The organism is Microbacterium wangyouchuni (assembly GCF_054072595.1).
Genome location: NZ_JBSVRM010000001.1, coordinates 432,502 through 446,306 on the forward strand (window position 1 = coordinate 432,502; position 13,805 = coordinate 446,306).

General features: G+C 64.5%; 12 protein-coding genes. 7 read left to right on the forward strand and 5 right to left on the reverse strand.

Translation table 11 applies throughout. From position 1 onward, the window contains the following. Nucleotides 1-289 precede the first annotated feature (289 nt). The 6 genes from ACW5CM_RS02110 to fgd all read left to right on the forward strand — a co-directional run bounded on the left by ACW5CM_RS02110 (nucleotide 290) and on the right by fgd (nucleotide 8,454). Nucleotides 290-1,903 carry an AMP-binding protein gene (locus ACW5CM_RS02110; protein ID WP_439289745.1) on the forward strand — a complete coding sequence of 538 codons (1,614 nt, stop codon included), beginning with the start codon at nucleotides 290-292 and terminating at the stop codon, nucleotides 1,901-1,903. A 330-nt stretch (nucleotides 1,904-2,233) separates the two neighbouring features. Continuing rightward, nucleotides 2,234-3,070 (forward strand): pyruvate, water dikinase regulatory protein, encoded by an 837-nt coding sequence (locus ACW5CM_RS02115; protein WP_457124016.1) that lies wholly within the window; start codon nucleotides 2,234-2,236, stop codon nucleotides 3,068-3,070. 36 nt (nucleotides 3,071-3,106) lie between these two features. Beyond that, a complete protein-coding gene (ppsA, locus tag ACW5CM_RS02120) occupies nucleotides 3,107-5,500 on the forward strand; it encodes a phosphoenolpyruvate synthase (protein WP_457124017.1) in 2,394 nt (797 codons plus the stop codon). 111 nt (nucleotides 5,501-5,611) lie between these two features. After that, nucleotides 5,612-6,634: a TIGR03557 family F420-dependent LLM class oxidoreductase gene (locus tag ACW5CM_RS02125; RefSeq protein ID WP_457124018.1), complete on the forward strand. Its 1,023-nt coding sequence runs from the start codon at nucleotides 5,612-5,614 to the stop codon at nucleotides 6,632-6,634. Nucleotide 6,635: 1 nt separating this feature from the next. Then, nucleotides 6,636-7,460, forward strand: coding sequence for a coenzyme F420-0:L-glutamate ligase (gene cofE, locus ACW5CM_RS02130; protein WP_457124019.1), 825 nt, complete (start codon nucleotides 6,636-6,638; stop codon nucleotides 7,458-7,460). Next, nucleotides 7,438-8,454, forward strand: coding sequence for a glucose-6-phosphate dehydrogenase (coenzyme-F420) (fgd, locus tag ACW5CM_RS02135; protein ID WP_457124020.1), 1,017 nt, complete (start codon nucleotides 7,438-7,440; stop codon nucleotides 8,452-8,454). The genes cofE and fgd overlap by 23 nt, the downstream gene beginning before the upstream one ends. A gap of 14 nt (nucleotides 8,455-8,468) precedes the next feature. On the opposite strand, the gene ACW5CM_RS02140 is transcribed toward fgd, so the two are convergent. Then, nucleotides 8,469-9,320, reverse strand: a complete 852-nt coding sequence (locus ACW5CM_RS02140; protein WP_457124021.1) for a TIGR03620 family F420-dependent LLM class oxidoreductase — start codon at nucleotides 9,318-9,320, stop codon at nucleotides 8,469-8,471. Nucleotides 9,321-9,407: 87 nt separating this feature from the next. On the opposite strand from ACW5CM_RS02140, the gene ACW5CM_RS02145 reads away from it, so the two are divergent. Continuing rightward, on the forward strand, nucleotides 9,408-10,394 hold the full coding sequence (locus tag ACW5CM_RS02145) for an LLM class F420-dependent oxidoreductase (RefSeq protein ID WP_457124022.1): 987 nt from the start codon (nucleotides 9,408-9,410) through the stop codon (nucleotides 10,392-10,394). Nucleotides 10,395-10,430: 36 nt separating this feature from the next. Here ACW5CM_RS02145 and ACW5CM_RS02150 read toward each other — a convergent pair whose 3' ends face one another. From ACW5CM_RS02150 to ACW5CM_RS02165, 4 genes are read right to left on the reverse strand one after another with little or no spacing between them, the layout of a single operon-like run. Further along, nucleotides 10,431-10,826 (reverse strand): PPOX class F420-dependent oxidoreductase, encoded by a 396-nt coding sequence (locus ACW5CM_RS02150; protein WP_457124023.1) that lies wholly within the window; start codon nucleotides 10,824-10,826, stop codon nucleotides 10,431-10,433. After that, the gene (locus ACW5CM_RS02155) at nucleotides 10,823-11,692 is read right to left on the reverse strand and encodes an ABC transporter ATP-binding protein (protein ID WP_457124024.1); all 870 of its coding nucleotides are present in this window, start codon (nucleotides 11,690-11,692) and stop codon (nucleotides 10,823-10,825) included. Before ACW5CM_RS02155 ends, ACW5CM_RS02150 begins: the two co-directional genes overlap by 4 nt. After that, entirely contained in the window at nucleotides 11,689-12,756 is a 1,068-nt protein-coding gene (locus ACW5CM_RS02160; RefSeq protein WP_457124025.1) for a putative F420-0 ABC transporter permease subunit, read from the reverse strand. Before ACW5CM_RS02160 ends, ACW5CM_RS02155 begins: the two co-directional genes overlap by 4 nt. Further along, on the reverse strand, nucleotides 12,753-13,751 hold the full coding sequence (locus ACW5CM_RS02165) for a putative F420-0 ABC transporter substrate-binding protein (protein ID WP_457124026.1): 999 nt from the start codon (nucleotides 13,749-13,751) through the stop codon (nucleotides 12,753-12,755). Before ACW5CM_RS02165 ends, ACW5CM_RS02160 begins: the two co-directional genes overlap by 4 nt. Nucleotides 13,752-13,805 lie beyond the last annotated feature (54 nt).

Sequence of the window (13,805 nt, forward strand, 5' to 3'; positions counted from 1 at the left end):
GACGAAGTGCTACTTCTCGCATGGGCCACCGAACCGGCGTGGCGGAGCCAGGCTATGGATCATGCACGCACTCGAAGAGTCGCTCGCGCCGCTTAAGGCCGCGAATCGACGTGCTCCAACTGTATTGGCTGGATCCAACCCGACCCGGGAGAGTCTTTGGCCGCTCTCTCCTACCTCGTGTGACAGGGCAAGGTGATCTACGGTGGCACGTCGGGCGCGGCCGCAGCACAGATCGCCGAGTGTTCCCAGTTCGCAGGCTGTTGACGATTCCCGAAAAAATGGAGCAGACATGACTGATCTACCCCGTAGCCACCCCGAAGTGCTTCGTCGCGGTGCAGAAATATATGCTGACCGGCTTGCCTTGTGCGAAGGGGCCGTACGACTCACCTTCGTCGAGTTGCTACGTGACGCCGAGCAGATCGCGCGCGCTCTCCATGCCCACGGGATCCGCCCCGGCGACAGGGTGGGTATCTGGGCACCGAACTCTCATTGGTGGGTTCGATTCAGCCAAGGTGTTTACATGTTGGGTGCCGTGGTGGTTCCGATCAACACACGCTACCGAGCCGCCGAAGCGCGTGAGTTGCTCCAGCGAACTGACGCGAAGGCTGTGCTGATCGAGGACGGATTCCTTGAGTTTAACTATCTGAGTGCACTCGCCGACGGCCTTCCAGAACATCAAGAGGAACATGACTTGCGCAGCTTGTCTCTCGTCATCGATGTTTCAACCAGGACCCAAGATCTGGGAGATGTGGACTTCACCGTTGCCGGATGGAACGACTTCGTCGCGCGGGCGGACGAGGTGCCGCGAGAGGCGATCGATGACATCGTTGCGACGCTGGGTCCCGATGTACTGAGCGACATTCTCTTTACCTCAGGGACCACCGGACGTTCCAAAGGGGTTCGTTTCGCCCGAGGTGTCATTGAGCTGTATTGGAACTTTGGTCGGATTTGGGGTCTTCGCGCAGGAGACCGGTACCTCGTGTCGCTGCCGATGTTCCATGCCGGAGGGAACAAGGCAGGAATTCTGCAATGCCTCCTGCACGGTGTCACGATCATTCCACTCGCCGTTTTCGACCCCGTCGAGATGATGCAGCTGATCGAGCGTGAGCGTGCCACTGTGCTTAACGGTCCACCGACGGTGTATTACGCGCTCCTGGATCATCCCGACCGCGAAAAGTTCGATCTCTCCTCACTGCGGGTTGCTGCGACCGGTGCAGCTGTGGTGCCGATGGCCATGGTTGAACGCGTTCACGACGAACTTCCGTTTGAGCACTTCATCACCGCGTACGGCATGACCGAATGTTACGGCTCAGCTACGTTGTGCCGTCAGGACGACTCCCATGAAACGATCGCTTCGACAAATGGGCGACCTCTCCCGGGCGTCAAGATCAAGATTGTCGATCTTGACGGGCACGAGGTTCGCCCGAATGAGTCAGGCGAGGTGCTCATTCAAGGACCGAACGTCACCCCGGGCTATTGGGACACCCCCGAGCAGACGGCAGACGCCATTCGAGATGGTTGGCTATACACGGGCGATGTCGGTGCTTTGGACGAGGCTGGAAACCTGAAGATCACAGACCGGCTGAAGGACATGTTCTTCGTAGGTGGATTTAACGTGTCTCCCGCAGAGATAGAGCAAACACTGTCACGGCACCCGCACGTTGCCGAGGTGTCGGTTATCGGTGTCCCCGACGAGCGACTTGGCGAAGTGGCCCGCGCCTATGTGATCCCAGCGCATGGCGTGACTCCTTCCGAGGCCGAGATCATCGCTTGGTGTCGCGAACGGATGGCCAATTTCAAGGTGCCACGGTCGGTCATGATCACCGAGGAACTTCCGCGGAATGCCCAAGGAAAAGTTCTTCGGCGCGTATTGCGGGACATTGCAGGAGATTTGACGGGCTGAACGGCGTGATCGTTGGGTAGTTCCTGCGCGGAGTGCAGACGGGCACAGTGTTGTCCGTACACCCACGCCTGGTTGTCCCTGGCGGAGGCGTGTCCCGCATGGCTCGCAGGAAACGGGGCCGTGTTGGAAGGCCCGCTCGGTAAGCTCGCCACCGAACGCACGGGCCCCTTGGGTAAGGGCACCGTAATGCTTATCGACGAGACCATCGGGCTGCGATCCGACAGCTGGTCGCTGCCGCACCTCGCATCGAATTATTCAGGTAGTAAGAACTAGATTTTTTTTCAGGTAGATCGGGGATGAATTGCCCTCTTTCTTCCTTAGCCTTGATGTATGACCACCCCCACCGTCCCCGACGCAGCACCCCCGCGCGCCGCGTATTTCGTCTCGGACAGCACGGGTGTCACCGCGGAAACTCTCGGAAACGCACTGCTCGCGAACTTCCCCGGCATCCGCTTCCTCAAGCACACGATCCCGTTCGTCGTCACCGACGCCGAGGCGCGCACCGTCGTCGCCAGCATTGATGCAGACGCCGAAGCGGGCCGCGCGCCGCTCGTGTTCACGACGGTCAAGCACGCCGCACTCCGTGGCATCCTCGCCACTTCCAAAGCCACACTCATCGACCTCCTCGCCGGTCATCTGACCGAGCTGGAGACAGCGCTCGGCACGACGGCATCCGAACAACTTGGCCAGTTCCATGGCCTGGGTGACACTGACCGCTACTTCGCGCGCATGCGCGCCGTCGAATACGCGATCGAACACGACGACGGGCAGAGCTCAAGGGCCCTCGACCAGGCCGACGTCGTCATCATCGCGCCATCCCGTTGCGGCAAGACGCCCACGACCATGTACCTCGCTCTGCAACACGGGCTGCGAGTGGCGAACTACCCGCTCACGGACGACGACTACCCGTCCGAAGCGCTCCCGCGTGCAGTGGCGAAGTACGGCGCCCGCTGCTTCGGGCTTACCACCACGCCCCTGCGGCTGAGCCAGGTGCGCCACGAACGGCGCCCGAGTTCGCAGTACTCCAGTCTCGAGCAGTGCACCATCGAGCTCCGCCGCGCTGAAGATCTCTACCGACGAAACCGCGTTCCCTTCCTGAACTCCTCGACCAAAAGCGTCGAGGAGATGTCCGCGGTCATCATGCAGACCATGAAGCTGCGGGCGTGACCGCGCTTTATATAACCCAGTGAAAGAAGCATCCTTATGAGCAACATCCTGTGGTTCGACGAGGTCGGCATGGCAGACCTTCCTCAGGTCGGCGGCAAGAACGCCTCCCTCGGCGAGATGGTCTCCCACCTCGGAGGCCTCGGCGTGCGCGTGCCCGGCGGCTTCGCGACGACAGCGGATGCTTATCGCTCCTTTCTTTCGACGAGCGGCCTCGACCTGCGCATCCGCGAAGCAGTCGAAGCAATCGACGTCGACGACGTCACCCAGCTCTCCCGCGTCGGCGCCGCGGTGCGCGAGTGGATCGAGCAGCAGCCGCTGCCCGATGACATCGAGCGTGACATCCGCTCCGCTTACACGCGCCTGGTCGAGAACGACCCCGCCCCGGATGCCGTTTCCTGGGCCGTACGTTCATCGGCCACCGCAGAAGACCTCCCCGACGCCTCTTTCGCCGGCCAGCAGGAGACATTCCTCAACATCGCCGGCATCGAGCACATCCTGCAGGCAGTGAAGCAGGTGTTCTCGTCGCTCTACAACGACCGCGCAATCTCATACCGGGTGCACAACGGCTTCGACCACCACGACGTGGCGCTCTCCGTCGGCGTGCAGCGGATGGTGCGCTCCGACATCGGAGCATCCGGAGTCATGTTCACCGTCGACACCGAATCCGGTTTCGAGGACGCCGTCTTCATCACCAGCTCTTACGGGCTGGGCGAGGCCGTCGTGCAGGGTGCCGTGAACCCGGATGAGTTCTATGTCTACAAGCCGGCGCTCGCCGCCTTCCGCCCCGCGATCCTCAAGCGCTCCGTCGGCGAGAAAGCGATCGCGATGCGATACACCGAGAGTGAGCAGGTCGGCGGAACGACCGTCTTCGAAGACGTCCCGCTCGACCAGCGCCGCCTGCTCAGCATCACGGATGCTGAGGTCGAAGAACTGGCCCGTCACGCAGTCACGATCGAGCAGCACTACGGACGCCCGATGGACATCGAGTGGGCGCGCGACGGCGTCGACGGCAGGATCTACATCCTGCAGGCTCGACCAGAGACCGTCGTTTCCCGCGCCGACGCGAACGTCATGCGCCGCTTCGTACTCGCCGAGCGAAGTGATGTGCTCTCGACCGGACGCGCGATCGGTCAGAAGATCGGCTCCGGCGCGGTGAGTGTGCTGCGCAGCATCGACCAGATGGCGGACTTCAGAGCGGGCGACGTGCTCGTGGCCGACATGACCGACCCCGACTGGGAGCCGATCATGAAGAAAGCATCCGCGATCGTCACGAACCGCGGTGGCCGCACCTGCCACGCGGCGATCATCGCGCGCGAGCTCGGAATTCCGGCAGTCGTCGGCACGGGCGATGCCACCAGTGTGCTTCCCGACGGCCTCGACGTCACCGTCTCATGCGCGGAGGGTGACGACGGCCTTGTCTACCAGGGGCTTCTCGAATTCACGGAGGAGGAGACCCACCTGGATCGGATGCCGGAGGTCCCGGTCAAGATCATGATGAACGTCGGAACCCCCGATCAGGCATTCTCTTTCTCACGCCTGCCTAATCGCGGAGTCGGGCTCGCGCGCCTGGAGTTCATCATCAACCGCCAGATCGGCATCCATCCTCGTGCGCTCCTCGAATACGACTCGCTCCCGGAAGAACTGCAGGCCCAGATCGCCGACCGCATTGCGGCGTACTCGTCACCGCGTGAGTTCTTCGTGCAGCGCGTCGTAGAGGGTGTGGCGATGCTGGCCGCAGCGTTCGCTCCGGAACCGGTGATCGTGCGCATGAGCGACTTCAAGTCGAACGAGTACGCCAACCTGCTCGGCGGCGACCGCTACGAGCCGCATGAGGAGAACCCGATGATCGGGTACCGCGGGGCGTCACGCTACATCTCCGCGGACTTCCGCGAGTGCTTCGATATGGAGTGCGAGGCTATCCGCCGGGTGCGCGATGACATGGGCCTGAAGAACGTCAAGATCATGATCCCGTTCGTCCGCACCGTGGCCGAGGGCGCAGCCGTTATCGAACTACTCGCCGCGAACGGCCTGCGTCGCGGCGAGAACGGACTCGAGGTCGTCATGATGTGCGAGGTGCCGTCGAACGCGCTGCTGGCGGACGAGTTCCTCGATCACTTCGACGGTTTCTCGATCGGCTCGAACGACATGACCCAGCTGACGCTCGGCCTTGACCGCGACTCCGCGCTCGTCGCGCAGACGTTCGATGAGCGCGACCCGGCAGTGAAGAAGATGCTCGCGATGGCGATCGAGGCGTGCCTGCGTCGCGGCAAGTACGTCGGCATCTGCGGGCAGGGCCCCTCTGATCATCCGGACCTCGCCGACTGGCTGCTCGATCAGGGTATCGAGTCGATGTCGCTCAATCCCGACACGGTGGTGGAGACCTGGATGCGGTTGGCTCAGCGGGCGGCGGTGGTGCCGGTTGCTGGCTGACCGGGTTCAATTGGCGCAAATGGCTCGATCTTTACCGAGTATGCAACCATCTGTGCCAGTCGAAGGTGAAAGTCCGGCTTTGCCCCGTCCACCGCGCTCTAAGCTTCCGGTATGCCTTCCAGCTCGATGAACGTCACGCCCGGTGAGGTTCATCATGTCGTCGCGCTGGAGCAGTTCGCGCCGGATGCCGCGGTCGAACTGGCGACAGCCGCCGACAAGAGCGGCTTTGCCGGCACAGTCGTCGCTGACCGTTTCCAGCCGTGGTTGCCCAGCCAGGGAAATGCCTCGTTCGCGTGGGCTGTGCTGGGAGCGATCGGGCAGCGAACGACGGGAATGGTGACCGCTTCGGCGGTTCCTGGCTATCGGATGCATCCGGCCGCGGTGGCGCAGGCGAGCGCGACGCTGGCGGCGTTGTACCCGGACCGACACCGGCTCATCCTGTCTGCGGGTGATGCGATCGACGAGCACGTGGTGGGCCAGTACTGGCCGGAGGCCTCCGAGCGCGCGGCGAGGTTGTTCGACGCGGCCGAGGTCATCCGCAAACTCTTCGCAGCCTCGGCCAAGGGCAACGACACTCGGCATTCCGGCCCGCACTTCCGGCTGGAATCGTCGCGCCTGTGGACGATGCCGGTGACCCCGCCCCCGGTGCGCGTCTGGGCAGGCGGCCCGATGACAGCGCGTCGCGCGGGACGCACCCTCGACGGCATGGTTGTGCAGGCGGGCCCGGCAGAGCGACTGGCGGCCCTGCTCAATGCGTTTCGGGAGGGGCAGCGGGAGGCCCGACGTTCCACTGGCCCCGCACAGACAGTGGTTCACGTGCAGCTTTCGTGGGCGCCCACCGATGACGAGGCCATGGCCCAGGCGTTGCGGGACTGGCCGATGGCCGGTCTGCGATTCCCTCGCGGCGACATCCGTTCGCCGTTCGACGTCGATCAGCTCGCGCGTTCCGTCACCTCGGACGACATCCGCGCACGCATCCCCGTCTCGTCCGACCCCGAGGTTCATCGCGCGTACCTGCAGTCACTTTTCGATCTCGGGTTCGATGCGGTGCATGTGCACAACGTCGGGTCCCGCACGCAGGGCGAATGGATCGAGATCGTCGGCCGTGAGATTCTTCCGAAATTGGTGAAATGACATGACTGATCGGATGCAGGTGTGGGCACTTACGGGAATCCCTGAAGTTGCCGCGGGCGCCGACCTGACCAGGATGATTCTGGATGCTATCGCCGCCGCCGGAGATCAGCTGATCGACGGTGACATCCTCATCGTCACGTCGAAGATCATCTCGAAGGCCGAGGGGCGGTCGGTGCGGGCGGAGGACCGCGAGGCCGCGATCACCGCAGAGACCGTCCGCGTCGTCGCGACGCGTTCTCGTGCCGATGGTGGCGTGACGCGCATCGTTCAGAACCGTCTCGGCATCGTCGGGGCCGCAGCCGGTGTGGATGCCTCGAATACCGAACCAGGGACGATCCTGCTGCTGCCCCTGGACCCGGATGCGTCCGCCCGTGCGATCGCGTCTGCAATCCGCGATGAGACCGGCGCGGACGTCGGCATTATCGTGAGTGACACGCTGGGGCGCCCGTGGCGTGATGGGCAGACCGATGTGGCCATCGGCGCGGCGGGAGTGCACGTCTTCGATCAGCTGCATGGCGAGCTCGACAGTGCGGGTCGGCCGCTCATCGTCACGCTGCCCTGTGTCGCGGATGAGTTGGCTGCTGCCGGCGACCTGGTCAAGGGCAAGGTCAGCGGATGCCCCGTTGCTGTCGTCCGAGGCATGGGACGACTGGTGGGCGATTTCGATCTTCCCGGCGCCTCGAGCATTGTGAGATCTTCCGGGAAGGATATGTTCCGGCTGGGCGCGGATGAGGCGCACCGAATCGGGTTTGAAGAAGGATATAAAGCTGCCGGTGTGGCCGCTGAAACGAAGGAGACAGTCAATGACGCTGACACTGGGTTATAAGGCATCCGCTGAGCAGTTCGCTCCGCGTGAATTGGTCGATATTGCTGTTGCCGCAGAACGGCACGGCTTCGAGTCGGTCGCGGTGAGCGATCATTTCCAGCCGTGGCGCTACACCGGCGGTCATGCGCCGTTCTCGATCGCGTGGGCGGCGGCGGTGGGTGCACGCACCGAGCGGATCCGGATCGGGACGAGTGTCATGACGCCGACGTTCCGTTACAACCCTGCGGTGATCGCGCAGGCCTTCGCGACGCTCGGATGCCTGAGCCCGGGGCGCGTCTTCCTCGGCGTCGGCACCGGTGAGGCGCTGAACGAGATCGCGACGGGTTTCCAGGGCGCGGGCGAGCAGGAGTGGCCGGAGTTCCGCGAGCGCTTCGCGCGGCTGCGGGAGTCGATCCGCCTGATGCGTGCGTTGTGGACGGGGGAGCGGACGAGCTTCGATGGCGAGTATTACTCGACGCACGATGCATCCATCTATGACGTTCCCGAGGGTGGCGTCCCGGTGTATATCGCCGCGGGGGGCCCGATGGTGGCGAAGTACGCCGGGCGTGCGGGTGACGGTTTCATTTGCACCTCGGGCAAGGGCCGGGAGCTGTATGTCGACAGCCTCGTTCCCGCGGTCAAGGAAGGAGCAGCAGCGGGTGGTCGCAGCTTCGAACAGATCGATCGGATGATCGAGATCAAAATCTCCTATGAGGAGACGAGCGCGGCCGCGTTGGAGAATACCCGTTTCTGGGCGCCGCTGTCGCTATCGAAGGAGCAGAAGCACGACATCACCGACCCGATCGAAATGGAGAAGGCTGCCGATGCCCTTCCGATCGAGCAGGTCGCCAAGCGCTGGATCGTGGGCACTGACCCCGATGAGGTCGTCGCGCAGGTTAGGGAGTACGTCGACTGGGGCTTCAACCACCTCGTCTTCCATGCCCCCGGCCACGACCAGGAACGCTTCATGACGCTGTTCGAGCGGGATCTGGCGCCGAGGCTTCGCGCGCTCTGACGTGCCCCGTCACCTCATCGGAAAAGGCCAACTTCCACGGCGATCTCTTCCAGCGTCGGGATCGGGTCCTCCTGGGCAGGCAAAATCTGAACGCACACATGATCGGCTCCGGCATCGAGCTGACCCTGCACGACCGCGGCCAGCTCGGCCGCGGTGCCGTGTGGCGTGAGCGCATCGACCGCGTCGTCGGTTGCTCCGTCGTCGAGATCGGATGCCGTGAAGCCATGCTGTTCGAGCGTGCGACGGTAGTTCGACAGGGCGAGGTAGCGGGACAGGAACTTGCGGCCGGCGGCTCGCGCAGCATCCGTATCGAGACCGGGGACGAGCCGCTGTTCCGCAGCGATCAGCGAGTCAGGGCCGATGACGTCGCGCGCGAAGCGCGTGTGCGTGGGTGTCGTCATATACGGATGCGTACCTGCTGAGCGCTCAGCCGCGAGGCGCAGCGTTCGGGGCCCGAGTGCGGAGATCAGCCGACGATCTGCCGGCACGCCTTCTGCATCAAGGACGTCCAAGTAGTCGACCAGAGCCGAGTACGGTCGCTGATAGGTGTCGCCCTGGGCCTCGCGGTGCCCGATGCCGACGCCGAGAACGAACCTACCCGGATGCGACTGCTCCAGGCGATGGAATGATGCGGCGACCTCGTCGGCAGGGGCGGTCCAGATGTTCACGATTCCAGTCGCGATCTTGACTTCGGACGTCGCATCCAGAAGCTCACCCGCCAGCGCGAGATCAGCCGCCGGCGAGCCGCCGATCCAGACGGTGCCGTAGCCGAACCGTTCTGCAGCCACCGCAATCTCAGGGGACAGCAGTGGGCCGCCTCGCCAAAAGCCCATACGTCCGAGGTTGAGCTTGGTACGCGTTGTCATGCGAACTCCAGTCTGTGAAACGATCGGCCACTCGATAGCGAGCCTAGCCGCGTCCTCCAACGTCGGGCCGATCGCTACACTGCAGGCATGCGCTTCGGAACCTTCATCCCCCAAGGCTGGCGATTCGATCTCGTTGGCATCGACCCCACTGATCACTGGACGACGATGCGCGATCTTGCGCAGGCAGCGGATGCCGGACCCTGGGAATCATTGTGGGTGTATGACCACTTCCACACGACCCCCATCCCCAGCGAGGAGGCGACGCACGAGGCCTGGACGCTCATGTCGGCATTCGCCGCATCGACCAGCCGCATCCGCCTTGGACAGATGTGCACCTGTATGACGTACCGCAACCCGGCATACCTTGCGAAGGTCGCAGCGACGGTCGACATCGTCTCCGGTGGCCGCACCGAGATGGGCATCGGTGGCGGATGGTACGAGCACGAGTGGCGCGCCTATGGCTACGGGTTCCCCTCGGTGGGTGACCGACTCCGCCGCCTCGACGAGGGGGTTCAGATCATGCGCCAAGCCTGGACGACGGGCGAGGCCACTCTGGATGGAAAGTTCTACCAGGTCGACGGGGCGATCGTCCGCCCGCTTCCGCTCCAGGAAAACGGCATCCCGCTGTGGATTGCCGGCGGTGGAGAAAAGGTCACGCTGAAGATCGCCGCAAAGTATGCCAACTACACGAACTTCGCCGGTAACCCCGAAGAATTCACTCGCAAGAGCGAGATCCTGCGGCAGCACACGAAGGATGTCGGAACGGACTTCGACGCGATCGTGCGCTCAACCAACTTCAACACTGTGATCGGTGAAACCGAGGCTGAGGTGGCCGAACGGCTCGCCGTGATCGAGGCGCGCGTCGCTCCCCACCTCGGCGACCGCACGGACGCATATATGCAGAACTATCGCGGCGATCAGGGTCTCGCGGGCACTCCGGAACAGATCGTGGAGCGACTGCAGGAAATGTCGAACCGCGGGCTCGGCTACGCGATCCACTACTTCCCCGAGGCCGCCTACGACCGCTCCGGGATCGAGCTGTTCGAGCGCGAGGTCATCCCCGCGCTGAGCTGAGCCCACACCGAGCGTGCTCTGAGCCGAGTCGCAGCCTTAGCGACCGATGACGCGATCGATCGACATCGTGAGGATCACGCGGTCTGCGCTGTCCGCCGGCGCAGGCGTGTCAGGCGTGCCATATCGGCGACCAAGCTGCTGGTAGAACGCGCCGGTGGGGTCATCTGTGATCTCGATGAGGCGCCCGCGCACCTCGACGTATCGGGTCGGATTGTCGGAATCGAACACCGCCAGACTCATGGACGGATTGCGCTGGAGGGTGCGGTACTTGGCCCGCTTGTTCGTGTGGGTGAAGCGGATGGTGTCACCATCGCGTTCGAACCACATCGGGCTCACGTTCGCGGCGTCATCGCGGCCGACCGTGCCCAGGGCACCGTACAGCGGCCGTTCCAACAGGTCGATCAGATGGTCGGGGACGCTCGAAGTACTCATGCCTCCGAGTGTATCGACGCCCAGGATGGCGAGGGCAATCCGGTGGTGGGCTCGACAGGCTGGGTATCCAGCGGTGAGAACGCGATCAACGGTGAGCCGTCCACCGGATGCGGGATGACATCGGCGCGCACCCCGTAGACGAGTTGGATCAGCTCCGAGGTGAGAGTTTCAGTTGGCGCTCCGGATGCCACGACCCGGCCATGGTCGACGACGATGACCTGGTCGGCGTAGCGGGCGGCAAGCGGGAGATCGTGCAACGCCGCGAGAATCGCGACGCCGTCGTCGGCCAGCGACCGCATCAGCCCCAACGTGTGCAGCTGCGCGTGGATATCGAGGTGGTTGGTCGGCTCGTCCATGAGCAACAGTGTCGGCTCCTGCGCGAGCGCACGGGCCAGCAGCACTCGCTGACGCTCGCCGCCGGAGAGCTCCTGGAACCGCCGCTCTGAGAAGGCATCCGCTCCGGCACGACGCAGTGCCGCACGGGCGATTTCAGCATCCGCCTGATCCGGCCCTCCGAGCATCGAGAGGTGAGGAGTGCGCCCGAGAAGGACGACATCGAGCACGCTCAAGTCGAGATCGGTGTCTGCCTGCTGCTCGACGAGCGCGGTGTAGCGCGCCCGCGCGCGGCGCCGCATTGTGCGAGCATCCGTCCCGCCGAGCTCGATCGCGCCCGTCGTCGGCGCTTCCGCGGCGGCGATCAGATGCAGCAGCGTCGACTTGCCCGCACCGTTGGGTCCGACGAGCGCGGTGAGGGAACCAGCCTCGACGGTGCAGTCGATTCCATCGATCAGCATCCGGCCGCCGCGACTGAACGAGACGCCGTCGGTTCGCAGTGGAGGCCCGGAAGTAAGGGGGGGTCGGCTCATGAGATCCTCCGAGAGCGCAGCAACAGCAGCCCGAACAGTGGGGCGCCGATGAGCGCCGTGACGACGCCGACGGGCAATTCCCTCGGGTCGAAGAGCGTGCGGGCCAAAGTATCGGCCCAGATCAGGACAATCGCCCCGGTCAATGCAGACAGCGGCAGCAGGACGCGGTGCCGAGCGCCGACGATTAGTCGCACGGCGTGGGGAACGACCAGACCGATGAAGCCGATCGACCCGCTCACCGCGACCAGGCACCCCGTCAGCAGTGCCGTGGCGCCGAGCAGGATCCAACGGGTCCGTTCGACCGAGACTCCGAGGGAGGCTGCTGCGCGGTCGCCAAAGGCGAAGGCATCCAGGGCGCCGGCGCTCAGCATCAGCGGCCCGCCCACCACCACGATCGCCGACAGTGCAAGTAAAGCCATCGGCCAGGTGACCCCTGCCAGCGACCCGAGCAGCCACCCGAGGATCTCCCGGTAGGTGTCGCCGGTCGCGCTCCAGAAGATCACCAGGCTGGTCAGAGCCCCGAGTGCCGCAGAGACGGCGACGCCGGCCAGGATCGTCCGTGACGCGGTCATGCGTCCGATCGCGCCGGCCATGACGAGCGTCAGCGCCAATGCGCCCAGCGCGCCGCCGAATGCCGCGAGCGGCAGTGCGATCGAGATACCCAGCACGATCACCAGGACGGCCCCGAAGGATGCCCCGGACGAGAGGCCAAGCAGGTAGGGGTCGGCGAGCGGATTGCGCAGCACCGCCTGCATGATCGCCCCGCAGACGGCGAGCCCGGCGCCGACCGCGGCGGCTGCGAGCACCCGAGGCATCCGCAACTCCCAGATGATCCCGTCGCGCAACGGCGTCAAAGATGACTCCCCGATTCCGAGACGAGACAGGATGCTGCCCCACACCTCACCGGCGGATATCTGTGCCGGGCCCAGAGTGACGCTGACCACGACAGAGAGCCCGAGCGCGATGATCAGTGCAACCGTCCAGGCGCTGACGCGCGCACCAGGCCGATCGCGCCGGCCAGGTTCGGACGCGATATCCGGGTGGTTCGAGGTGACGGCAGTCACGGCAAATCGAGCGCCTCCAATTGCGTGAGCAGGGACTCGACGGCCTCGACGTTGCGGACCCCGGCCTCGCCGGCGGGGAACGGCACGATCAGGTACCGACCGTGCACGACCGCCGGAAGCTGGGCCGTCGCTGGGTTCGCCTCGAGGACGCCGATCTTCTTCTCCGTCGAGCCCCACGCCGAATCGACCAGCACGATGACATCCGGGTTCGCGTCCACGACGACCTCCCAGCTGAGACTCGACCAGGTCTCGTCGACGTCGTCCGCGATGTTGGTGAGGCCGGCGGCATCCATCATCATCTGTGGTGCGCCCATGCCCGCGCCGACGAATGGAGTGTCACTGCCGGAGCTGAACCAGAGCACGGTCAGGCCGCGGTCATCGGGGGTGACCGCATCGAGTCGGGTCTGCAGTTCGGCGACGAGGTCGGCCGCAGCATCGGGTGCATCGAAGATCGCACCAACCTGCTCGATCTCGGCGAACACGTCATCGAAAGTCAGCGGAGCGGGCTGGTAGTCGGGCTCCTGGCAGGCTGACGGCGAGACGAACGTGTTCACTCCGAGTGAGGCGAGCGTTTCGCGATCCCCGGCGCCGTCGGCCGTGACGTTCGACTCCCACCCCGCATAGACGAGGTCGGGTTCGAGGCTCAGCGTCGCCTCCTGGCCCGGGACCTTCTCGGAGATCAACGGGATATCGGCGCCATCTGCAGCCCATTCTTCGGCGTACGCGCCGTCAGGGAATGCTGTGCCGATCATTCGGCTCTCGAGGCCGAGCGCGAGCATCATCTCGATAGAGCTTGACTTGATCGCGAGAACCCGTTCCGGTCTGGCCTCGAACGTCACCTCGGTGCCGCAGTTGTCGATCGTGAGCGGATATCCGGCGTGGGAGGGAGGAGCGGTGTCCCCGGGGGTGGCCTCGGCAGTCGAGGCACAGCCGGCCAAAGCTGCCGCGGCGATGAGAAGCGTGAGGGCGGTGATCCGTCGAAAGGGTAAGGGCATGATTCTCCTGGCGCTGGTCGTTGTGATGACGAGCGGCCAAGTTCACGGCCGATT